This is a genomic window from Spiroplasma ixodetis, from assembly GCF_040369795.1.
Taxonomy (GTDB): domain Bacteria; phylum Bacillota_I; class Bacilli_A; order Mycoplasmatales; family VBWQ01; genus Spiroplasma_E; species Spiroplasma_E ixodetis_B.
On the sequence record NZ_AP028955.1, the window covers coordinates 606,621 to 629,354 of the forward strand.

33 protein-coding genes are annotated in these 22,734 nt (G+C 22.2%); 18 read left to right on the forward strand and 15 right to left on the reverse strand.

Going from position 1 to position 22,734, the window contains the following annotated elements; genetic code table 4:
* Position 1: 1 nt before the first annotated feature.
* From trxB to hprK, 3 genes are read right to left on the reverse strand one after another with little or no spacing between them, the layout of a single operon-like run.
* Positions 2-967, reverse strand: a complete 966-nt coding sequence (gene trxB, locus ABWV63_RS04410; RefSeq protein ID WP_353306965.1) for a thioredoxin-disulfide reductase — start codon at positions 965-967, stop codon at positions 2-4.
* Positions 951-2,153, reverse strand: coding sequence for a prolipoprotein diacylglyceryl transferase family protein (locus ABWV63_RS04415; protein ID WP_353306966.1), 1,203 nt, complete (start codon positions 2,151-2,153; stop codon positions 951-953). The genes trxB and ABWV63_RS04415 overlap by 17 nt, the downstream gene beginning before the upstream one ends.
* 33 nt (positions 2,154-2,186) lie before the next feature.
* Positions 2,187-3,185 carry an HPr(Ser) kinase/phosphatase gene (gene hprK, locus ABWV63_RS04420; RefSeq protein ID WP_353306967.1) on the reverse strand — a complete coding sequence of 333 codons (999 nt, stop codon included), beginning with the start codon at positions 3,183-3,185 and terminating at the stop codon, positions 2,187-2,189.
* 173 nt (positions 3,186-3,358) lie between these two features.
* Between hprK and ABWV63_RS04425 the strand changes: the two genes are divergently transcribed.
* The 4 genes from ABWV63_RS04425 (at position 3,359) to ABWV63_RS04440 (ending at position 4,947) form a co-directional block, all read left to right on the forward strand.
* Positions 3,359-3,547 (forward strand): hypothetical protein, encoded by a 189-nt coding sequence (locus ABWV63_RS04425; RefSeq protein WP_353306968.1) that lies wholly within the window; start codon positions 3,359-3,361, stop codon positions 3,545-3,547.
* 41 nt (positions 3,548-3,588) lie between these two features.
* Positions 3,589-3,945, forward strand: a complete 357-nt coding sequence (locus ABWV63_RS04430) for an IS3 family transposase (protein ID WP_353306969.1) — start codon at positions 3,589-3,591, stop codon at positions 3,943-3,945.
* Positions 3,946-4,058: 113 nt separating this feature from the next.
* Complete coding sequence (locus ABWV63_RS04435; RefSeq protein ID WP_353306970.1) at positions 4,059-4,418, forward strand: IS630 transposase-related protein; 360 nt, start codon at positions 4,059-4,061, stop codon at positions 4,416-4,418.
* Between the two features lie 163 nt (positions 4,419-4,581).
* Positions 4,582-4,947 carry a transposase gene (locus tag ABWV63_RS04440; RefSeq protein WP_353306971.1) on the forward strand — a complete coding sequence of 122 codons (366 nt, stop codon included), beginning with the start codon at positions 4,582-4,584 and terminating at the stop codon, positions 4,945-4,947.
* Here ABWV63_RS04440 and ABWV63_RS04445 read toward each other — a convergent pair.
* The 6 genes from ABWV63_RS04445 to ABWV63_RS04470 form a co-directional block, all read right to left on the reverse strand.
* Positions 4,940-5,131, reverse strand: a complete 192-nt coding sequence (locus ABWV63_RS04445) for a hypothetical protein (protein WP_353306972.1) — start codon at positions 5,129-5,131, stop codon at positions 4,940-4,942. The two genes, ABWV63_RS04440 and ABWV63_RS04445, sit on opposite strands and share 8 nt — an antisense overlap.
* Before the next feature lie 54 nt (positions 5,132-5,185).
* Complete coding sequence (locus ABWV63_RS04450) at positions 5,186-5,779, reverse strand: SGNH/GDSL hydrolase family protein (protein ID WP_353307178.1); 594 nt, start codon at positions 5,777-5,779, stop codon at positions 5,186-5,188.
* A 53-nt stretch (positions 5,780-5,832) separates the two neighbouring features.
* The gene (locus ABWV63_RS04455; RefSeq protein ID WP_353306973.1) at positions 5,833-6,159 is read right to left on the reverse strand and encodes a hypothetical protein; all 327 of its coding nucleotides are present in this window, start codon (positions 6,157-6,159) and stop codon (positions 5,833-5,835) included.
* Positions 6,160-6,246: 87 nt separating this feature from the next.
* Positions 6,247-6,771, reverse strand: coding sequence for a hypothetical protein (locus ABWV63_RS04460; RefSeq protein ID WP_353306974.1), 525 nt, complete (start codon positions 6,769-6,771; stop codon positions 6,247-6,249).
* Positions 6,772-7,005: 234 nt separating this feature from the next.
* The gene (locus ABWV63_RS04465; protein ID WP_353306975.1) at positions 7,006-7,536 is read right to left on the reverse strand and encodes a hypothetical protein; all 531 of its coding nucleotides are present in this window, start codon (positions 7,534-7,536) and stop codon (positions 7,006-7,008) included.
* A gap of 181 nt (positions 7,537-7,717) precedes the next feature.
* A complete protein-coding gene (locus tag ABWV63_RS04470) occupies positions 7,718-8,173 on the reverse strand; it encodes an IS630 family transposase (protein ID WP_353306976.1) in 456 nt (151 codons plus the stop codon).
* A gap of 91 nt (positions 8,174-8,264) precedes the next feature.
* Here ABWV63_RS04470 and ABWV63_RS04475 point away from each other — a divergent pair, with 91 nt between their 5' ends.
* From ABWV63_RS04475 to ABWV63_RS04515, 9 genes are all read left to right on the forward strand, one after another.
* Complete coding sequence (locus tag ABWV63_RS04475; protein ID WP_353306977.1) at positions 8,265-8,702, forward strand: transposase family protein; 438 nt, start codon at positions 8,265-8,267, stop codon at positions 8,700-8,702.
* Positions 8,703-8,709: 7 nt separating this feature from the next.
* Positions 8,710-9,117: a transposase family protein gene (locus tag ABWV63_RS04480; RefSeq protein WP_353306978.1), complete on the forward strand. Its 408-nt coding sequence runs from the start codon at positions 8,710-8,712 to the stop codon at positions 9,115-9,117.
* Positions 9,118-9,300: 183 nt separating this feature from the next.
* Positions 9,301-9,723, forward strand: coding sequence for a transposase family protein (locus ABWV63_RS04485; protein ID WP_353306979.1), 423 nt, complete (start codon positions 9,301-9,303; stop codon positions 9,721-9,723).
* A gap of 196 nt (positions 9,724-9,919) precedes the next feature.
* Complete coding sequence (locus ABWV63_RS04490) at positions 9,920-10,735, forward strand: transposase (RefSeq protein ID WP_353306980.1); 816 nt, start codon at positions 9,920-9,922, stop codon at positions 10,733-10,735.
* 99 nt (positions 10,736-10,834) lie between these two features.
* On the forward strand, positions 10,835-11,215 hold the full coding sequence (locus ABWV63_RS04495; protein WP_353306981.1) for an IS630 transposase-related protein: 381 nt from the start codon (positions 10,835-10,837) through the stop codon (positions 11,213-11,215).
* Between the two features lie 17 nt (positions 11,216-11,232).
* On the forward strand, positions 11,233-11,721 hold the full coding sequence (locus tag ABWV63_RS04500) for an IS630 family transposase (RefSeq protein ID WP_353306982.1): 489 nt from the start codon (positions 11,233-11,235) through the stop codon (positions 11,719-11,721).
* A 35-nt stretch (positions 11,722-11,756) separates the two neighbouring features.
* On the forward strand, positions 11,757-12,107 hold the full coding sequence (locus ABWV63_RS04505) for a transposase family protein (protein WP_353307179.1): 351 nt from the start codon (positions 11,757-11,759) through the stop codon (positions 12,105-12,107).
* 183 nt (positions 12,108-12,290) lie between these two features.
* Complete coding sequence (locus ABWV63_RS04510) at positions 12,291-12,464, forward strand: hypothetical protein (RefSeq protein WP_353305886.1); 174 nt, start codon at positions 12,291-12,293, stop codon at positions 12,462-12,464.
* On the forward strand, positions 12,449-12,643 hold the full coding sequence (locus tag ABWV63_RS04515) for a transposase family protein (protein ID WP_353306983.1): 195 nt from the start codon (positions 12,449-12,451) through the stop codon (positions 12,641-12,643). The genes ABWV63_RS04510 and ABWV63_RS04515 overlap by 16 nt, the downstream gene beginning before the upstream one ends.
* 98 nt (positions 12,644-12,741) lie before the next feature.
* Here the strand turns inward: ABWV63_RS04515 and ABWV63_RS04520 are convergent, their stop codons facing one another.
* Positions 12,742-13,926 carry an IS256 family transposase gene (locus ABWV63_RS04520; protein ID WP_353307180.1) on the reverse strand — a complete coding sequence of 395 codons (1,185 nt, stop codon included), beginning with the start codon at positions 13,924-13,926 and terminating at the stop codon, positions 12,742-12,744.
* Positions 13,927-14,492: 566 nt separating this feature from the next.
* Between ABWV63_RS04520 and ABWV63_RS04525 the strand changes: the two genes are divergently transcribed.
* Positions 14,493-14,735 (forward strand): hypothetical protein, encoded by a 243-nt coding sequence (locus ABWV63_RS04525; protein WP_353306984.1) that lies wholly within the window; start codon positions 14,493-14,495, stop codon positions 14,733-14,735.
* A gap of 348 nt (positions 14,736-15,083) precedes the next feature.
* Here the strand turns inward: ABWV63_RS04525 and ABWV63_RS04530 are convergent, their stop codons facing one another.
* Both ABWV63_RS04530 and ABWV63_RS04535 read right to left on the reverse strand, forming a co-directional pair.
* The gene (locus ABWV63_RS04530) at positions 15,084-15,938 is read right to left on the reverse strand and encodes a bifunctional 5,10-methylenetetrahydrofolate dehydrogenase/5,10-methenyltetrahydrofolate cyclohydrolase (RefSeq protein ID WP_353306985.1); all 855 of its coding nucleotides are present in this window, start codon (positions 15,936-15,938) and stop codon (positions 15,084-15,086) included.
* 21 nt (positions 15,939-15,959) lie between these two features.
* Positions 15,960-17,369: a potassium transporter TrkG gene (locus ABWV63_RS04535; RefSeq protein ID WP_353306986.1), complete on the reverse strand. Its 1,410-nt coding sequence runs from the start codon at positions 17,367-17,369 to the stop codon at positions 15,960-15,962.
* 331 nt (positions 17,370-17,700) lie between these two features.
* Here ABWV63_RS04535 and ABWV63_RS04540 point away from each other — a divergent pair, with 331 nt between their 5' ends.
* The 3 genes from ABWV63_RS04540 (at position 17,701) to ABWV63_RS04550 (ending at position 20,211) form a co-directional block, all read left to right on the forward strand.
* Positions 17,701-18,498, forward strand: coding sequence for a TrkA family potassium uptake protein (locus ABWV63_RS04540; protein WP_353306987.1), 798 nt, complete (start codon positions 17,701-17,703; stop codon positions 18,496-18,498).
* An 824-nt stretch (positions 18,499-19,322) separates the two neighbouring features.
* Positions 19,323-19,682, forward strand: coding sequence for an IS630 transposase-related protein (locus ABWV63_RS04545; RefSeq protein ID WP_353306988.1), 360 nt, complete (start codon positions 19,323-19,325; stop codon positions 19,680-19,682).
* A gap of 40 nt (positions 19,683-19,722) precedes the next feature.
* Positions 19,723-20,211 carry an IS630 family transposase gene (locus ABWV63_RS04550; RefSeq protein ID WP_353306989.1) on the forward strand — a complete coding sequence of 163 codons (489 nt, stop codon included), beginning with the start codon at positions 19,723-19,725 and terminating at the stop codon, positions 20,209-20,211.
* Positions 20,212-20,535: 324 nt separating this feature from the next.
* Here ABWV63_RS04550 and ABWV63_RS04555 read toward each other — a convergent pair whose 3' ends face one another.
* From ABWV63_RS04555 to ABWV63_RS04565, 3 genes are all read right to left on the reverse strand, one after another.
* Positions 20,536-20,946, reverse strand: coding sequence for a transposase family protein (locus ABWV63_RS04555; protein ID WP_353305744.1), 411 nt, complete (start codon positions 20,944-20,946; stop codon positions 20,536-20,538).
* 3 nt (positions 20,947-20,949) lie between these two features.
* Entirely contained in the window at positions 20,950-21,306 is a 357-nt protein-coding gene (locus ABWV63_RS04560) for a transposase family protein (RefSeq protein WP_353306990.1), read from the reverse strand.
* 490 nt (positions 21,307-21,796) lie between these two features.
* Complete coding sequence (locus tag ABWV63_RS04565; protein ID WP_353306991.1) at positions 21,797-21,961, reverse strand: hypothetical protein; 165 nt, start codon at positions 21,959-21,961, stop codon at positions 21,797-21,799.
* A 290-nt stretch (positions 21,962-22,251) separates the two neighbouring features.
* On the opposite strand from ABWV63_RS04565, the gene ABWV63_RS04570 reads away from it, so the two are divergent.
* Positions 22,252-22,734: a hypothetical protein gene (locus ABWV63_RS04570; protein ID WP_353306992.1), complete on the forward strand. Its 483-nt coding sequence runs from the start codon at positions 22,252-22,254 to the stop codon at positions 22,732-22,734.

Sequence of the window (22,734 nt, forward strand, 5' to 3'; positions counted from 1 at the left end):
TTTATTCATTAAAATTATCAATAAAATTTATTAAATATTGTGCTGCAATCGCTCCATCGTTAACAGCAGTTACTATTTGTCTTAAATTTTTAGCAATTACATCACCAGCTGCATATAATCCCGGGATTTTAGTTTGGCACTTATCATTAACTATAATATAACCATTGCTATCGCAAATATCTAAATCTTTAACAAATTTTGTAACAGGATCAGAACCAATATAAGGAAATAAGGCATCAGTAGTAATTTCACTAATTTCCTTAGTTTTAATATTTTGAATTTCTAATTTACCTACTTTTTTCTTATCCTCAGCACCTAATACTTTTAATACAACATGATCAGTTATTAAATTAATATTTTCATTATTTTTAACTTTATTAACGGTTTTATCATCAGCACGAAATTGATCACGACGATGAATAAGATTAACTTTATTAGTAAATCTTGTTAAATATAAAGATTCTTCACAAGCAGCATAACCACCGCCAACTACACTAATAATTTTATTCTTAAATAAAGCGCCATCACAAACAGCACAATTAGAAACACCGCGATTAGCATATTCCTCTTCACCAGGAATACCAATTTTACGTTCTAATGAACCAGTAGTTATAATTACTCCTTTAGCAATAAGAACATCACCACTACTTAAAAGGACTGTTTTAATTTTATGATTTTCACTATCTGTGATTTTAATAACTTCATCAGTAACAAATTCAACTTGTAGTTTCTCAACTTGCTTTTGCATTTTTTCTGATAATTCAGGTCCTAAAATATAATCATAACCTGGATAATTTTCAATTTCAGAAGTTTTAATCATTTTTCCACCAACAATATATTTTTCAATAATCACAGTTTTAAGATTTGCTCTTTGTGCATAAATAGCAGCTGTCATTCCTGCTGGACCACCACCAATAACTACTAAATCATAATCATATTTATTTTCTTTATTAGTATGATTTTTCATATAATCATTCTCCTTTACGAAATCTTGATGGTGCAATAATTTGTGCAAATATTACTAAAATAACACCTAAAATAATTCACATTCCAGAAACTATCATCGAAGTTGAAACATTGGCTATTTTCATAATGTCTCTATTATCACGAAGCGGTTCTAAAATCATTCTAATAATACCATAAAAGACAAAGTATAAACTACCTGATACTCCTGCATATGTTACTCGATAATTATTAGGATTATACATAGTATTTAAAGATTTAGAATGTGGTTGCATATTATATTTAATCTTTAAATATCATTTTTTTATCTTTGATTTAACTTTTGAATGTGTTTTAACATCTTTTCAAGGTATTTTTTCAAAACTTTTAACACTATTCTTATTGGGTGTAAAATCAAAATATGCTTGTTTTCAACTTTCATATTTAAATTTACGATATCCATGAATTTTTTTAATAACCGTTCAAGGTTTTAAAAAATCTTTTCCAACAATTGGATTAGTCTTTAAAGGTGAAATAAATTGCGAAGAATCTAATTTTCATGGTTTTTTACTAAATATTTGTCCTGTTTTTGGTACAAAAAAAGTTAAAAAGAATCAACCAAATAATGAAGATAATGACTCATATAAAAATAAAGGTTGACGATAAACAGCAACAGGATCTGGTTTATTGCTATTAAAACCATAATGTAAATGATTATTTATTCATGTTGGTAATCAGTTGAAAGGATGACCAACATCAGCTCCTAGTAATTCTTGATTAAAAAAATTACCTCATCTACCAATCGCTTGACCTAATAAAATATTCGGAACAATACAATCAATAAAAACTCACATTGAAATTTGTAACTGTTTTGAAGTACGATAAAAAATAAAGAATCCTACTATCATTCCAACTGTAACGCCTCCTTCAATTGCCATACCACCTCTTCAAACGGCAACTACATCAAGTGCATTTTCAATTGCGCTAGTATTATTAAGAACATATCATGCTCTTGCTCCTATTAATCCCGCTAATGCAATAACTAATGTTCCTCATTCTAAAGTTTTAGTTGGAATATTACGAAGATATAATTTTATTCATGAAGCAATGACAGCAGTTAAAAACCCTACTGCCATTAATACCGAATAAATATGAATTCCCGTTCCCGGAATATCGGTAATTAAACTATTGTATCCATCATCATTAATCATATTTTTTTCCTTTTTGATAATTTAATAATTAAATTATTTCTTTTTTGTTAAATTTCTAATTATTTGTTTTTGAAAACTAACAGTAGCGTCTTGACCTTCATCTTTTAACTTTAAACTAATAACTGCTGCTTCAATTAAATAAGCTAAATTTCTTCCTGGACTAACAGGAATAATTATTTTAGGCACTTTAATTTCAAAAAAAACATCAAAGTTATTATGATCACCAAGTCGATCAACTTTATTTCAACCATCATTTTCAATTCTAATTAAATTAATAATTAAATTTACTTGACTCTCATGCATTATAACATGATATCCATACATTTTGGTAATATCTAGGATACCTATTCCTCTAATTTCAATTAAATTTTTAATAATCGGATTAACTTTTCCTACAATTTTATTATTAACTTTTAAAATATCAATACTATCATCACCAACAAATAAGTGCCCATTACGTAATAAATCTAATGTTGTTTCTGATTTACCAATACCACTTTCACCTGTAATTAGGACACCATAACCAAAAATATTTACTAAAGTACCATGTAAACGTTTAGATTCAGATAAACGTTCAACAATATACGTAGAAACTGTTGCTGCAAATTCAGAAGTAAAAAATAATACTTCAATAATTGGAACTGTTGAATTAATCGCTTTAGCACAGTCACATAATTCTTTTTTAAATTTAAAATTAGGTGTTACAAAAATAGCGGGAATATGATCTTCTAAAATATTACTAAAATGGTTCTTAAATTCTGTTTTTGGTAAATAGGAAATATATTCGCTTTCTTTACTGCTTAATAAAATTATACGACAACTACGTGAGATTTGTTTAGTTTTAAATCCTGTTAACTCTAAACCACCACGATTAGTACCGATATTAGTAATAATTCTTTTTTCAATTGGAATTTTGGGATTAATATATAAAATTGTTAAATTAAATTTTGTTACTATTTCGCCAACACTAAGGTTTTCCATACTTAATTTCCTGCCTTTTATAATTAAAATTTTTGAAATAATTTTAAACATAATATAATTATATATAATATATCAGCAGAAAGTTTATTATTAACAAAAATATACATAAGTTTCTAAAAACATTAAAAAAACTATTGAATAATATAATAAAAAATTACTAAAGACATATTCCGTAAATAAATTTTAAATTATTAATTGACTTTTAAAAAATTTATTTACGGAATATGTTTAATGTTACAAGAGCAGCTACTTATAATTGAATTAAGCAATTTACTAATTCAGGCGGTTTTAAAACCAAAGATAACCGTTCTGTTGAAGAAAATGAATTAATTAAATTAATAAAAGAATTCAAACAGTTACTAATGGAAAATGATATTTTAAAGCAAGCAGCACTAATAATAGGCAGAAAATAGAAATTATTACTAAAAATAAAGTTAAATATAAAATTCGTACAATGTGTCGTTTTTTAAAAATCTCTAAATCAACATATTATTTTAATTTCAAGAAAAAAGAAGATAAAATTCAAAATAATATGTATGATGAAACTGTTATTAGTGCTTTTAAAGAAAATAAAGAAACTTATGGAACAAGAAGATTAAAAGTTGTTCTAAAAGAAAAGAAAATTAATTTATCAAGACGAAAAATTAAAAAAATTATGAATAAACATAATTTAATATCAAAATACACTAAATTATCATACAAAAATTATCATAATAAAGTCAATGATAGTCAAATTACTAATCTTGTTAATAGAGACTTTAATAATAGGCTTAAAAATGAAGTTATTGTTATTGATTTAACTTATAGCTAACTAAAGTAATGTTTACTCATAAATAATGTAAAATAATAATATGTAATTTAAACAGTTTTTGAATTTAAAAGTACAATTCAGCAATATTTAAAATAGATTAGGAAGATTAAATTATGCCGAAACCATACAGTGAAGACTTACGAAGAAAAGTAATAGAAGCCTATGAAAGTAAAAACATGAAAATTAAAGAAATTTGTAAAGTGTTCAATATTACTAGAAAGACTTTATTCTTATGAAGAAAAAGAAAAAAAGAAACTGGGCATATAAAACCAATTTTGAATTATCAAAAAGGACATAGCCACAAAATAAAGGATTTAGATGAATTAAAAAATTATTTAGCGCAAAATAAAGATGTTACAGTTCAAAAAGTAATTGAAAAATTTGGTGATATGACTAAAGAAACAGTTTATAACTATTTCAAAAAACTAAATTATACATATAAAAAAAACTTTTTTATATGAACAAAAAGATAAAAATAAAAAAGAAGATTTTTTAAAAGAAATAGCTAAAATAATTAATGAAGATTTAGTATATATTGATGAATCTGGAATTGATGATAATTAATTTTATAAATATGGTTGATCTGAAAAAGGTAAAAGATTATTTGATAATAAACCCGCATATAAAATAAAAAGAGTGAGTATAATTGGTTCACTAAATAAAGGTAAATTAAAAGCCCTATGAGCATTTGAAGGACATTGCAACAGTAAAATTTTTGAATCATATGTAAAAAATATACTAATTCCAGTATTAAATCGTGGACAAATTATAGTTTTAGATAATGCAACGTTTCATAAATCTAAATTAGCACAACAATTAATTGAAAATGCTGGATGCAAACTATTATTTCTTCCACCATATTCTACTAATTTAAATCCAATTGAACATTTTTGATTTGCTATAAAACATAATATAAGAAAAATATTACCAAATTATTGACCAAATATTAAAAAAGCGATTGATTTTGTTTTTCAAGATATGGGTAAACATTACTTTAGTTAGCTATATATTTACCCAACTTATTTTTATTAAATAAAGGATTACTCTCACATGTTTGCATAAAATAACGACTACCATCATCTTTAATTATAAATGGTAATATTGCAACACCTTTGTTATTACATCAAGGTTCTTCAACTCCATGCATAAAATCAACTTTAATTAATTTAAATCATTCTTTTTTCATATTTATTTTTTCCTTTATAACAAAATTATAACTCTTATAAATAAATATTTCTAATTAATTCTTATTATTATTTATTAATTTAATTAATTCTTGAGCCATAATATTGTGCGCTCATTTATTAGGATGAATGCTATCAAAAAAGAAATAATTATTAATATTTTCTTCATTAACACCTTCATTGAAATGAGGAACAATAATACCGTTATTAATTATTTCACTAAAATCAGTAGTAACTGCTGCATCAATAATATTGTTATTAATATTCAAGTTTTTAAACTTATTAATATTGTTTGTTATTGATGCAAACATATCATATTTAATAATATTTTTTTTATTTTTATTTAATTCTTCAATAACACCATCTAACATTTTATTAAAATTAGTAGTTAAATTTAAAATACGTTCCTTATCTTTTTCTTTATTTTTAAATAAAGGGATAATACTCACATTATGCACATTACATAATAAAATATGTTGAGCACCTTTATTTATCAATTTAGTTAAAGCATTTTTTATTAACTCAACTGCTTTATTAATAATTTCTTCTTGGCTCTTTAATAATGATTGTTTAAAAGCATATAAAATATCATTACCACCAAAGTCAACTAAAATTATATCATTACTATTAATATGATGCTGACTAATTAAAGCATCTACTTAATGAGTAATATCAAAATGATTAATAACAAAGTTTTCTACTGTTAATTCTTTTTTCTACTATCTAAAGTTCCACTAACTGCATAATTATTACCAATTTGCTCATCAGCAAATAAAAAAAGGTCAAATCTTCAAGCAGAAGTTAAATTTATATGCAAATAATCGGCAATAATTTGTGTTGCCGCAGGACCATTAGAAAAAGAATTTTTATAAAATGGCGGCAACATTTTAGCTATTTTAGGTATTTTTAAATGCTTAAAAAGAACTGTAAAACCACTTACTACTGCTCCTGTGTCTGATAAACTATCTCCCAGAACATAAAAGTTACCTTTTATTTTTTCATTATTATTCATAACTTCTCCTTCTAACATAAACTTAAACTGAAAATATATTAACATAATTAATTTAGCTTGTCATAGTACAAAAAATAATTATGCTAAAAGTGGGAATTATTATATTTAAATAATAGAATTTCCTCTTTGTTTATAATCTTTAATAATATTAATAGTAATTAATGTTGACATTAAGCAAGTAATACAACTAATAATATTTAAAACAACAGCAACAATAGTAATTTGATATGAAAAAACTTTATTATCATTAAATTGAGGTAAAAGCACAATAACACTAATAATTTCGCAACTTGTTCCAATAATACCTAAACAAAAACTAATAAAATCAAGCGAAATACTAAATTGATCTTTTCGATATAATTTCATATTTTGTTTTATCAAAGTTTTCTTTAATCTAATTAAACGGAACATTAAGAAAAAAGATAGAAAAGCTAAAGTAAAACTAGTAATATCAAAAAAAAATGCAACAACAGTTATTCAAAGTGATGCTTTATCATTATCTCAAAAAGGTTGTAATGCTAAAATACTTAAAATTCCCAAACAAATACCTATTAGACCAGTTCCAAAACTTATTAAGTCCATTTTAAGAATTTTTTTATTAAACTTTAAAAAATATACTCTTTTTTCCAAAGTGACAAATCCTTTCATGTCTATATATATAAATAAAATTTTATCATATAAATGGATATATTTTCTCCAGTTTTAGATCACAAATAAATAAAAAGAATAACTATAATTGTGTTATTAATCTATTGTTTATTGAAATTTCAATATTTTGTACATTAATTGAATTTATTTCCTTAACAAGAGAGACAATATTTTCTTTAAATAAATTAAGTCTTTGTCTTTTTTTCTAATTTTTATTTAAACTTTATTTCAACTTTTTTTAATATTACAAATTTTTAATCCAATTTTATAAAGTTGCTCTTTTTGGTTATTTAAAACAACTTTTTCACATTCTATTCTATTGACTAATCTTATTTCAAAATTATAATAACCAAAAGTTAAAAACTTAACTAATTTACTTTTAAATTTAAAAATCTTACTTGTTTTCTGTTTTTTAAAAACTTCTAATTTTTTAAGACTATTATTATGAAAATTTAAAATAATTTCTTGTTGATTATTAATTTTATATAATTTTTCTTTCAATTCTCATTTTTTACTACTTAATTTACAATTTAATTCTATTTTTAATGCTGTAATTTTATCAATAAGTTTATCCTTTTCTTTCTGTTTTTGTTCCTCTCATATTAAAGTAAATTCAAGTAATTCAAACTCTAGTTCTTTATCTCATGGGAAAAAATTTTCTTTTTCAAACTTAAAAGAAAGAAATTCAAGTTCTTTTCTTTCATCATTAATTACTTCATCTTTTACTTTCGCTAAAAATTTTTGCATTCATTGATACTGTTTTTCCATTATTTTTAAATTTTTTTTAAAAAATCTTTTTCAAAAAAATAAATCAATACTCTAAGTATTGTATATTAGAAGAAGTACTAAAAACTTCTTTTAACTTTATTATATTACTTTTAAAATTTTGTATAGTTGAATTTATAAGTATAGCTAACTAAAGTAATGTTTACTCATATATTGAAAAAAAATCAATCGCTTTTTTAATATTTGGTCAATAATTTGGTAATATTTTTCTTATATTATGTTTTATAGCAAATCAAAAATGTTCAATTGGATTTAAATTATGAGAATATGGTGGAAGAAATAATAGTTTGCATCCATCATATTCAATTAATTGTTGTGTTAATTTAGATTTATGAAACGTTGCATTATCTAAAACTATAATTTGTCCACGCTTTAATACTCGAATTAGTATATTTTTTACATATGATTCAAAAATTTTACTGTTGCAATGTCCTTCAAATGCTCATAGGGCTTTTAATTTATCTTTATTTAGTGAACCGATTATACTCATTCTTTTTATTTTATATGCGGATTTATTATCAAATAATCTTTTACCTTTTTCAGATCAACCATATTTATAAAATTCATTATCAGCAATTCCAGATTCATCAATAGACATATTCCGTAAATAAATTTTTTAAAAGTCAATTAATAATTTAAAATTTATTTTATAATTTCTTTATTAATAAATTAATAACGTGTTGATAAAAATGAATTTTGAAAATTTAAAAAAATTAAAAAATGAACAATTTTATAGATATTTTGGTATAAAACGTTTTCATTTTGATGAAATGTGAACAAAATTAATTGAAATAGAAAATTTAAAAAAAACTAAAGGTAGAAAATATAAACTTTCAGTTGAAGAAAGATTGATGATGACTTTAGTATACTGAAAAGAATATTATACTTTTTTCCAAATGAGTATTAAATATAAAATGAGTGCATCAAGTTGTTTTCGAAATATTACTTGAGTAGAAAATAAACTTAGTGATGACAAAGATTATCAGTTTTTAAAAACAAAATATAAATCAAAAATTGAGAAAAAACAAGAAGATTTAAATGAATTTCAATTTTATTTAATTGATTCAACTGAAATTGAAATTGAAAGACCAACTAAAAAAACTACAGTTAGAATATTTTTCTGGTAAAAGTTGAATGTTTTCTATAAAATTTCAAATTATATATGACTTTTTTAATAAAAAAATTGTTGATATTTTTGCTGATAATGGAAAAGTACATGATTTTCAAATATTAAAAAATTCAAATCTTGAATTTTCAGAAAAAACAATAATTATTGGTGATTTTGGATATCAAGGAATACAAAATATTTATAAAAATACTATATTACCAATTAAAAAAACTAAAAATAAAAAATTAACTAAACAAGAAAAAATCTACAATAAAATTATTTCAAAAATTAGAATTAAAGTCGAACATGTTTTTGCTTGATTAAAAAGATTCAAAATTTTAATAAATAAATGTAGAAAAAGTATATTTAGACTTATGTACTTAAGATTTAACTTACTTTGTGAAATTTTTAATAAAACAAAACCATTAAAATAAAAAAATATTTTTAATATTTTTTTAAAAATTTAAATTTTTATCAAGTTAATATAAAAACAATATTAACAATTTTTGTGTTTGAAATATAAATTTATTTTTAAAGTATTTTTTTAAAAGTCAATTAATAATTTAAAATTTATTTTATAATTTATTTATTAATAAATTAATAAGGCGTTGATAAAAATGAATTTTGAAAATTTAAAAAAATTAAAAAATGAACAATTTTATAGATATTTTGGTATAAAACGTTTTCATTTTGATGAAATGTTAACAAAATTAATTGAAATAGAAAATTTAAAAAAAACTAAAGGTAGAAAATATAAACTTTCAGTTGAAGAAAGATTGATGATGACTTTAGTATACTGAAAAGAATATTATACTTTTTTCCAAATGAGTATTAAATATAAAATGAGTGCATCAAGTTGTTTTTGAAATATTACTTGAGTAGAAAATAAACTTAGTTATGACAAAGATTATCAGTTTTTAATAACAAAATATAAATCAAAAATTGAGAAAAAACAAGAAGATTTAAATGAATTTCAATTTTATTTAATTGATTCAACTGAAATTGAAATTGAAAGACCAACTAAAAAAAACTACAGTTAGAATATTTTTCTGGTAAAAGTTGAATGTTTTCTATAAAATTTTAAATTATATAGCTAACTCAAGTAATGTTTACTTATAGCTAACTAAAGTAATGTTTACTCATAAATAATGTAAAATAATAATATGTAATTTAAACAGTTTTTGAATTTAAAAGTACAATTCAGCAATATTTAAAATAGATTAGGAAGATTAAATTATGCCAAAACCATACAGTGAAGACTTACAAAGAAAAGTAATAGAAGCCTATGAAAGTAAAAACATGAAAATTAAAGAAATTTGTAAAGTGTTAAATATTACTAGAAAGACTTTATTCTTATGAAGAAAAAGAAAAAAAGAAACTGGGCATATAAAACCAATTTTGAATTATCAAAAAGGACATAGCCACAAAATAAAGGATTTAGATGAATTAAAAAATTATTTAGCGCAAAATAAAGATGTTACAGTTCAAAAAGTAATTGAAAAATTTGGTGATATGACTAAAGAAACAGTTTATAACTATTTCAAAAAACTAAATTATACATATAAAAAAACTTTTTTATATGAACAAAGAGATAAAAATAAACAAGAAGATTTTTTAAAAGAAATAGCTAAAATAATGAATGAAGATTTAGTATATATTGATGAATATGGAATTGATGATAATGAATTTTATAAATATGGTTGATCTGAAAAAGGTAAATTAAAAGCCCTATGAGCATTTGAAGGACATTGCAACAGTAAAATTTTTGAATCATATGTAAAAAATATACTAATTACAGTATTAAAGCTTGGACAAATTATAGTTTTAGATAATGCAACGTTTCATAAATCTAAATTAACACAACAATTAATTGAAAATGCTGGATGCAAACTATTATTTCTTCAACCATATTCTCCTAATTTAAATCCAATTGAACATTTTTGATTTGCTATAAAACATAATATAAGAAAAATATTACCAAATTATTGACCAAATATTAAAAAAGCGATTGATTTTGTTTTTCAAGATATGAGTAAACATTACTTTAGTTAGCTATATAAATAATGTAAAATAATAATATGTAATTTAAACAGTTTTTGAATTTAAAAGTACAATTCAGCAATATTTAAAATAGATTAGGAAGATTAAATTATGCCAAAACCATACAGTGAAGACTTACGAAGAAAAGTAATAGAAGCCTATGAAAGTAAAAACATGAAAATTAAAGAAATTTGTAAAGTGTTCAATACTACTAGAAAGACTTTATTCTTATGAAGAAAAAGAAAAAAAGAAACTGGGCATATAAAACCAATTTTGAATTATCAAAAAGGACATATCCACAAAATAAAGGATTTAGATGAATTAAAAAATTATTTAGCGCAAAATAAAGATGTTACAGTTCAAAAAGTAATTGAAAAATTTGGCGATATGACTAAAGAAACAGTTTATAACTATTTCAAAAAACTAAATTATACATATAAAAAAATTTTCTATATGAACAAAGAGATAAAAATAAACAAGCAGATTTTTTAAAAGAAATAGCTAAAATAATGAATGAAGATTTAGTATATATTGATGAATCTGGAATTGATGATAATGAATTTTATAAATATGGTTGATCTGAAAAAGGTAAAAGATTATTTGATAATAAACCCGCATATAAAATAAAAAGAATGATTATAATTGGTTCGCTAAATAAAGGTAAATTAAAAGCCCTATGAGCATTTGAAGGACATTGCAATAGTAAAATTTTTGAATCATATGTAAAAAATATACTAATTCCAGTATTAAAGCGTGGACAAATTATAGTTTTAGATAATGCAACTTTTCATAAATCTAAATTAACACAACAATTAATTGAAAATGCTGGATGCAAACTATTATTTCTTCCACCATATTCTCCTAATTTAAATCCAATTGAACATTTTTGATTTGTTATAAAACATAATATAAGAAAAATATTACCAAATTATTGACCAAATATTAAAAAAGCTATTGATTTTGTTTTTCAAGATATGAGTAAACATTACTTTAGTTAGCTATATATGACTTTTTTAATAAAAAAATTGTTGATATTTTTGCTGATAATGGAAAAGTACATGATTTTCAAATATTAAAAAATTCAAATCTTGAATTTTCAGAAAAAACAATAATTATTGGTGATTTGGGATATCAAGGAATACAAAATATTTATAAAAATACTATATTACCAATTAAAAAAACTAAAAATAAAAAATTAACTAAACAAGAAAAAATCTACAATAAAATTATTTCAAAAATTAGAATTAAAGTTGAACATGTTTTTGCTTGATTAAAAAGATTCAAAATTTTAATAAATAAATGTAGAAAAATTATATTTAGACTTATGTACTTAAGATTTAACTTACTTTGTGAAATTTTTAATAAAACAAAACCATTAAAATAAAAAAATATTTTTAATATTTTTTTAAAAATTTAAATTTTTATCAAGTTAATATAAAAATAATATTAACAATTTTTGTGTTTGAAATATAAATTTATTTTTAAAGTATTTTTTTAAAAGTCAATTAATAATTTAAAATTTATTTTATAATTTCTTTATTAATAAATTAATAAGGTGTTGATAAAAATGAATTTTGAAAATTTAAAAAAATTAAAAAATGAACAATTTTATAGATATTTTGGTATAAAACGTTTTCATTTTGATGAAATGTTAACAAAATTAATTGAAATAGAAAATTTAAAAAAAATAAAGGTAGAAAATATAAACTTTCAGTTGAAGAAAGATTGATGATGACTTTAGTATACTGAAAAGAATATTATACTTTTTTCCAAATGAGTATTAAATATAAAATGAGTCCATCAAGTTGTTTTCGAAATATTACTTGAGTAGAAAATAAACTTAGTGATGAAAAAGATTATCAGTTTTTAAAAACAAAATATAAATCAAAAATTGAGAAAAAACAAGAAGATTTAAATTAATTTCAATTTTATTTAATTGATTCAACTGAAATTGAAATTGAAAGACCAACTAAAAAAAAGAGGCTTTTTAAAAATCTGTGTATCTTTTTACAAAGTTACTAGTTTAGATTAATTCTATCTTCAAATTTTATCATAAAATGAGCAATTGCTGTATTTCAATTTTGAATGGGCATTGTTCATTTTTTTGTTATATTTTCAATTGCTAAGTAAAATATTTTAAAAAATGCCATATCATTTGGAAAAACTTTTTTATTTATAATAACTTTTTGTAATTGACTATTAACAGATTCAATAGCATTTGTTGTATAAATCACTCTTTTGATTTCTGCAGGATAACTAATAAAAACCATTAAATTATCTCAATTTTTATATCATGATTTAGCAATTTGATGATATTGTTTATTTCATTTACTTTCAAAAGATTCTAAAGCTTGCATTGCTTGTTCTTCACTACATGCACTATAAATTGGTTTTAAATCTGTAACTAGTGATTTTCTATGTTTGTATGAAACATATTTTAAACTATTTCTAATTTGATGAACTATGCATAATTGATGTTCGGTTTTAGGATAAACTGATTGTATTGCTTCTGACATTCCTGTTAAATTGTCACTACAAGCAATAAGAATATCATTTAAGCCTCGATTTTTCATTTCTGTGAAATTAGATAATCAAAACTTAGAACCTTCATTTTCACTAATTAATAAACCTAAAACATCTTTTTTACCTTCTAAATCAACTCCTAGTGCTATATAAACTGATTTGTTAATAATTAGTTTATCTTGTCGTACTTTAACTACTATACAATCAAAATAAAAAATCGGATAAACACTTTCTAATGGCCGATTTTGTCATGCTTTAACATCATCAATAACATCATCAGTAATTTGACTAATAACGCTTTCACTAATATCAGCACCATGATATAACTCTTGTAACTGCATTCTAATATCTGATAAAGTCATGCCTTTGGCATATAATGAAAGAACTTGTTGATCAAAACCATCAAATCTTATTTGTCTTTTTGCAACTATTACTGGCTCAAAATTACTATTACGATCTCGTGGTACATTAATCTCAATTTTACCTTGTTGGGTTATTAATTTTTTTGAACTTATACCATTACGAGCATTTTCACTAGTATTATGTTGATTTTTTTCATATCCTAAATAATTTTGCATTTCAGAATTCAACATTTTTTCAACTAATCTTTTTGTTAATTCTTTATATAAACCTCCCTCTTTAAAAACTGTTGTTAAATCTTCAGTATTTTCTAATAATAAATCTACTGCTTTTTATATTGTATCATTATTATTAATATTTTTTTAGACATAAGTAACTCACTCTTTCTATTTATTTAATTTTATTTACTAGAATTAATTAAAAATAGTTATTTTTGTAAGTTACACAGATTACTAAACATTACCGTTAATTATTTATATAAACCTCCCTCTTTAAAAAATGTTGTTAAATCTTCAGTATTTTCTAATAATAAATCTACTGCTTTTGATATTGGATCATTATTATTAATATTTTGTTTTTTAGAAATACGTAACTCACTCTTTCTAGTTATTTAATTTTATTTACCAGAATTAATTAAACATAGTTATTTTTGTAAGTTACACAGATTACTAAACATTACCTTTTATTATTTAAATAATAGTTATTTATTTCTTTTGAATTAAAAGTTTTAATTTATTCTTTTATTAATAAAAGTTGTGGTGAATTTTTAATTTGTTCAGATGTAAATCAAGTAATTTGTTCTTGTGTGAGTGCTTGTATTTGTTCTTTGGCAAGTGCTTCTATTTGTTCAGTTGTCAGTTAAATAACTTGTTCTTGTGTAAATGATTTGATTTGTCATGATCAAAAGTTTTTGATTTGTTCTGGTCAAAATGCGGGTATTTCTTCTTTTATAAAAAATGGTATTTGTTTTGCTGTAAATGCTTTTATTTGTTCTTCTGTAAATTCTGAAATTTGCTCTGGTCAAAATGCTTTGATTTGTTCTGGTTTTAATTTTGGTATTTGTTCAGTTGTGAAATGTGGTATTTGTTCTTGGATGGGTTACACTTTAAAAGAAATAAGTTTTGATTAAGTTTATTAATAAAATCATTAGTTTTTAAATTATATTCAGTGTTAATATTTATATATTTTTTACTTAAAATATAATCTCATGCAAAATTGTTCATCCCTTTTATTAAATCATCATATAATTTTTGTGTATTAACTTCTATTTTAAAAATAATAGTATTATTTTCGTTATGTATTTGATAATCTGAATAATTTTCAGGTTTTAAAAAATGTAAAGTACTATCAAAATAAACACTATTTTTTTGAAATAGTTTCTTTTAAAAACTTAAATTTTAATAATTCTAAATTATTTTTTTCAATATTATTTAATCTTTTCTTAAACCAATTTTTCTTTAACATTTAATTTCCTAATTTAATTATATTTATTATTTAATTGATAGCAAATCATTAAATTTTCTAATAACATGGCAATAGTCATTGGTCCAACACCACCAGGCACAGGAGTAATTGCTGAAGCGGTATTTTTCATTATTTCAAAATTAATATCACCAACAACTTTTTTTTCTTTACCTTGATAATTAATTGCTACATCAATAATAACAACATCACGTTTAACTTGACTACTATTAATAATATTATAGACACCAGTAGCACTACAAATGATATCAGCTTCTTTAGTATAAATAGTTAAGTCTTTAGTTAATTTATGAACAATGCTAACAGTTGCTCCCATATTAGTTAATGATAAAGCCAATGGTTTACCAACAATATTACTATCATTAACGATAGTAATATTTTGTTTAGAAATGGGAATTTGATAGTGATTTAGTAATTTTAAAATACCTTTTACTGTACAAGGTAACATTGCTTTTTTATCACCTTGTAATAATCTTCCGGCATTAATATTTGTTAAACCATCAACATCTTTATTAATAGTAATGCTATTAATAATTGCTAATGTATCTAAATGTTTTGGTAGTGGTAATTGTACTAAAATTCCGTCAATATTATTGTCACTATTTAATTTTTTAATTTTATTAATTATTTCTTTTTGTGTTACTGTTGTTGTTAGTGAAAATACTTGTCCATCAATACCACATTCTTTACATGCTTTAATTTTAGTTCGTACGTACATTTGTGATGCTAAATCTTCACCAATAATTATTACTGCTAGTTTAGGTTTACGATTACTAATAGTTATTACTTGTGATTGAATTTTTGCTTTAATTTGCTGGGCAATTATTTTACCATCTAAAATTTTTATCATATGTGTTCACCTTTTCTTAATTTATCCAATTAATACGTTTTCTTCAACTCTACTTATCGTTGGTTTTGATTTACGATCACTTCAAGCAAGAACAGTAGTTGATACTCCTAATTGTCCCACAAACATGACAAAAATTAAACTAAGTTGACTAAAAATACCTAATTTGGAATTATCAAATAAAGAAAGTCCTGTTGTTCCAAAAGGGCTTGAAACATCAAAAATTACTTGTGCAAAGGTCATATCAGAATTATCTGTTATAAAAACATTTTCAATTGTGATAATCATTACTGATACAAAAACTAAAATAAAACCAAGTGCACCGAATATAAATGACATACGAACAGTTTGATTAGGAATTTTACGCTTGAATACAAAAACATCATTACGGCCACGTGCAATATTAAAAATTGTTAAAATAATAATTGCTAAAGTTGTCATTCTAATTCCTCCGTCAGTACTTGCTGGTGAAGAACCAATTCACATCATTAATGATTGGATCATTTGTGAGGCAAGGTGAAATTTATTTAAGTCAACTGTATAGTATCCAGCATTTCTTGTTGACATTGTATTAAAAAAAACAGCCATAATTGCATCAGATGTCGATAAATTTTTAAAAATGCGCTCTTGCCTTGACGGAGTTATGACATTACGTGAAAAATATTCAATAAACATAACACTACTAACACCCAATATCGCAACTAAAAAATATGTTATTAATGTTAGTTTAGTGAATAAACTAAATCTAAATTTTTTACCATGAGTTTTACTTTTAATTCAATGATATAAATCATAATAAACAGGAAAACCAATACCACCAATTACAAATTCAATAATAAAAATTAACTGCACAAAATAATCACTCTGAAAAGGTTCTAATGAAGTTATACCAACTATATCAAATCCAGCATTATTAACAGCAGAAATTGAGTGGAAAATTCCAGATCATAATGCTAATAGTATGTGATTATAGTAACCTGTATTATTGTTTAGACCATATTCTATTCCTGAGATAGGTACAAAATAAAAATATAAAAATAAAACAATTGCTCCCAAAAATTCAGTAATTGTCATAACAATAATACCAATTTTTAATACATCAATAGTCGTTCCTAATTTATTAGAACCACGTTCACCTTGCATTAGTAATCTTTCTCTTAAACTAGTATGTCGATTAAATACAAATAAGGATAATATCGCTAGTTTAACTGTAATTAAACCAATACCACCAAATTTAATTAAAATTAAAATAATAAATTGACCAAAGAAAGTAAAATCATTAGCAGTACTTTTTACTATTAAACCAGTGTCAGAAAACGCACTACTAGCAGTAAAAAGGGTAGGTAAAAAGTTTCATCGTCCTTTTGTTGTGGCAATTGGTGTCATTAAAAGTATTGTTCAAACTAATAAAGTGAAAAAATATAAATTAAACATTTGTCGGGGACGGGTTTTACCAACAAAAAATAATTGGGGCTTTCCTAAAAACTGTGTTTTTTAAATAAATTTTAGTTGTAAAATCACTAAGTTACACAGATTACTAAACATTACCAAATAATTAAAAATATTTTTTACACTACGATAATTAACCTTAGATAGCATCAAAAAAATCCTAAAATAACATTTTCTTTTATTATTATACTATACTATAGTCATTTCTATTAAATATTAGTTTTAAATGTAAAATACCAATATTTTAAGAATTAGTTTATAATTTAGTATAATATAACATATTTAAGTAAATATTATTTAAGAAAGAAAAATATAGATGTCTTCATCAGAAAATGATTTTTGTGTCATTGGTTTAGGTAAATTCGGAATTTCAGTTGTTAAAACTTTAGAAGAATTAGGTAAAATTACATTAACTATTGATAAAAGAGAATACCGTTGTCAATTAGTTTCATCAATAGCTTCTGAAACTTTAATTTTAGATTCGACTAATCTTGATGCATTAAATGATGCTGTAATTCATAAAGTGCAAAATATTATTATTGCTATTGGTTCTGATTTAGCAGCTTCAATTGTTACTGCTGTTCATGTTTTAGCAATTCATCGTGAACACAATACATTATCATCACTTAATCTTATTGCTAAAGCTGTTGATAGTACTCACCAACTAATTTTAGAAGCAATTGGTATTACTAATATTATTTTATCTGAAACAGAAGCCGGTAAGAAAACTGCATATCGTGCTATTTGAAAATTAGGAATAGATTTAACTACAGTTGATGAAAAGTACTCAATAGCTAATGTAATTGTTAAAAATACTAAGTTTACAAATAAAAAACTAGAAACTTTAAAAATTCCTAGCAATTATAAAATTAACTTAGTTGCGATTAAACGTCATGGTAAAGTTATTATTCCTAGGAGAAATGAAATATTAATGTTAAATTATGAACTATTATTTATTAGTTCTAATGAAAATATTAATTATGTTTTTATTGATTTTTCAATTGGTGATACTAATAAAATATTTGAACCTACTATTATTAAAACGGTAAAGAAAAAGCTTTCATTTTGAAATTGATTCAGAAGAAATAAGAAAAAGAAAAAAATAAAAAATTAAAGAAAAAGGAAGTTAAGAAAAAAACACTAATAAAAAAAATTAATTATAAAAAAATTGTTTTTTATTTTTAGAAATATTAATGTATTATCATTGTAATAAAAATTATATGTTTTAATCTAAATATAAGTTTTTAACCGATTGCTTTATTTTTTAAAGTAAATAGGTTTTTTTATTTTTTGAAAGGAAAATATTATGTATACAATGGAAAAAAAAGAAAGTACTAATTTAAAAAATAGAAAAAATTGTTAAAATAATTCAAATTATTCAAAAAAATTTAAGCAAAGAAAGAATACGGAAACATAACCAAAAACCTGAGGTTGGAACTAAAAAATTAAAATATGCTCAAAGGCCTGAAGCGAAAGCAAGAAAACGAGAATCTTATCAAAGATGGTCCCAAAAAAATAAAGAAAAAATGAGAGAACACACTCAAAGTCCTATAGAGTGATATGATACTCAAATTTGCAAAAATTCAAAAGATATTAAAACAAAATATACGACAGTAATAGTAAAGCAAAAAGTTGATGATAAGATAATGCTTTCTAACATCGTACCAATGCCAGTAACTAAAAGTAATGAAGAACAAGAAATAGTACACAAGGCAGATATATTTAAAGTTAAAGATTTATCTAATGGTATTAATAACATTTAAACTAATATGTTTGAAAGACCAGAGATACCTAAAACGACCGAGATTATTGATATTATAGCTAACTAAACTAATGTTTACTCATAAATAATGTAAAATAATAATATACAATTTAAACAGTTTTTGAATTTAAAAGTACAATTCAGCAATATTTAAAATAGATTAGGAAGATTAAATTATGCCAAAACCATACAGTGAAGACTTACGAAGAAAAGTAATAGAAGCCTATGAAAGTAAAAACATGAAAATTAAAGAAATTTGTAAAGTGTTCGATATTACTAGAAAGACTTTCTTCTTATGAAGAAAAAGAAAAAAAGAAACTGGGCATATAAAACCAATTTTGAATTATCAAAAAAGACATAGTCACAAAATAAAGGATTTAGATGAATTAAAAAATTATTTAGTGCAAAATAAAGATGTTACAGTTCAAAAAGTAATTGAAAAATTTGGTGATATGACTAAAGAAACAGTTTATAACTATTTCAAAAAACTAAATTATACATATAAAAAAAACTTTTTTATATGAACAAAGAGATAAAACTAAACAAGAAGATTTTTTAAAAGAAATAGCTAAAATAATGAATGAAGATTTAGTATTATATATTGATGAATCTGGAATTGATGATAATGAATTTTATAAATATGGTTGATCTGAAAAAGGTAAAAGATTATTTGATAATAAACCCGCATATAAAATAAAAAGAATGAGTATAATTGGTTCACTAAATAAAGGTAAATTAAAAGCCCTATGAGAATTTGAAGGACATTGCAACAGTAAAATTTTTGAATCATATGTAAAAAATATGCTAATTCCAGTATTAAAGCATGGACAAATTATAGTTTTAGATAATGCAGCGTTTCATAAATCTAAATTAACACAACAATTAATTGAAAATGCTGGATGCAAACTATTATTTCTTCCACCATATTCTCCTAATTTAAATCCAATTGAACATTTTTGATTTGCTATAAAACATAATATAAGAAAAATATTGCCAAATTATTGACCAAATATTAAAAAAGCGATTGTTTTTTTTCAAGATATGAGTAAACATTACTTTAGTTAGCTATAATTAAAATCTTAGTTATTATGTTTAATAATACTTACTGACAATAGATATTTTTTATAAATTAATAAATATTAATTTATGGGGCGCATTAATTTAATAGATAGATTTAGAAATAACAAAAGACATATTCCGTAAATAAATTTAATCAATTGTCAATAATAATATTTATAAATTTTTTAGTGTTAATAATTATAGAAGTTAATATTTTTAAAAAAATACTTTAAAAATAAATTTATATTTCAAACACAAAAATTGTTAATATTATTTTTATATTAACTTTATAAAAATTTAAATTTTTAAAAAAATATTAAAAATATTTTTTTATTTTAATGGTTTTGTTTTATTAAAAATTTCACAAAGTAAGTTAAATCTTAAGTACATAAGTCTAAATATACTTTTTCTACATTTATTTATTAAAATTTTGAATCTTTTTAATCAAGCAAAAACATGTTCAACTTTAATTCTAATTTTTGAAATAATTTTATTGTAGATTTTTTCTTGTTTAGTTAATTTTTTATTTTTAGTTTTTTTAATTGGTAATATAGTATTTTTATAAATATTTTGTATTCCTTGATATCCCAAATCACCAATAATTATTGTTTTTTCTGAAAATTCAAGATTTGAATTTTTTAATATTTGAAAATCATGTACTTTTCCATTATCAGCAAAAATATCAACAATTTTTTTATTAAAAAGTCATATATAATTTGAAATTTTATAGAAAACATTCAACTTTTACCAGAAAAATATTCTAACTGTAGTTTTTTTAGTTGGTCTTTCAATTTCAATTTCAGTTGAATCAATTAAATAAAATTGAAATTCATTTAAATCTTCTTGTTTTTTCTCAATTTTTGATTTATATTTTGTTTTTAAAAACTGATAATCTTTGTCATCACTAAGTTTATTTTCTACTCAAGTAATATTTCGAAAACAACTTGATGCACTCATTTTATATTTAATAATCATTTGGAAAAAAGTATAATATTCTTTTCAGTATACTAAAGTCATCATCAATCTTTCTTCAACTGAAAGTTTATATTTTCTACCTTTAGTTTTTTTTAAATTTTCTATTTCAATTAATTTTGTTAACATTTCATCAAAATGAAAACGTTTTATACCAAAATATCTATAAAATTGTTCATTTTTTAATTTTTTAAATTTTCAAAATTCATTTTTATCAACACCTTATTAATTTATTAATAAAGAAATTATAAAATAAATTTTAAATTATTAATTGACTTTTAAAAAATTTATTTACGGAATATGTCTACTGTATGGTTTTGGCATAATTTAATCTTCCTAATCTATTTTAAATATTGCTGAATTGTACTTTTAAATTCAAAAACTGTTTAAATTACATATTATTATTTTACATTATTTATGAGTAAACATTACTTTAGTTAGCTATATTTTAATTTATGGATATTTTTTAAATTTATAAATGTTATTTAATTTTTCTAAATAACCTTTAATTTCAATATATTTCTTTTTAAAATAAAATAATAAATTTATAACTATATTAAAACTATATAAAATTACAATTTTATTGCATGAGTTTTTATCTAAAATTAAATAATGAGATTTAAATTTTCGGATTTCCTGATTTATGTTTGTTTATTTGTTTTTCTTCTTCAATTTTTTTTAATGTCTCTTCTTGTTTCTTAGCTTTTGCAAGTAATAAATCAAGTTTTCTACTTTCTTGTTCTGCAACATATAATAATTTTGCCGCTTTTTCTTTATCATTCATAATATTTTTTCTCCCTTTCTTCCAAATATTTATTTTTAAAAATATCCAAAATACAGTATAAAATTTTCATAAAAATTAAAAGATAAAATAAATATTTTTAAATAAAATTATGATTTATTAACTCAAAAGTAAGGATGTTATTTTTTTAATTATTGTGCTTAAAAATTGAAAATATGTTATACTAACATCATAATAAACTAAATTATTAAAGACCATTAGGTTCGACTTATTCTTTTTTATTATATAAGTGGAACCTAATTATTTTTAAATAAAAAAGGATGTGAAAAATTATGTCAGCACAACAACAGCAACAACCAAATAAAGAAATTTTTGAGAAATTACAAGGTGAAAAAGATAAAAAAGAAAAAGCAAATACTTCTTCTGGTGGTAGTAGTAGAAATTGAATTGTAAAATTTGCAAAAGATGTCGCTTATATTTCTTTTTTTCCATACATATGATTAAAAAAACTTTTATTTTCACTATTTAATAATCGAACTAAAAAACCTAAACTAAATCAGTCAGTTAATATTATTAAAAATAAAGATAATGTTAATCAAAACAATAATGTTTCTACAAATAGTAATGGACAAGTTAGTTTTAAAGAAGTAGATGCACTAGATCCAGAAAATGAAACAGTAGTAGAAGCAACAGCAGAAGCACTAAAATTAAAAGGTAATACTACTAATCCATTCCAAAATGTTGCACATAGTTGTAATCGTGAAGAAATTCCAGTAGTTTCAACAACAACTTCTGGAAAAAAATTCACTACTTAA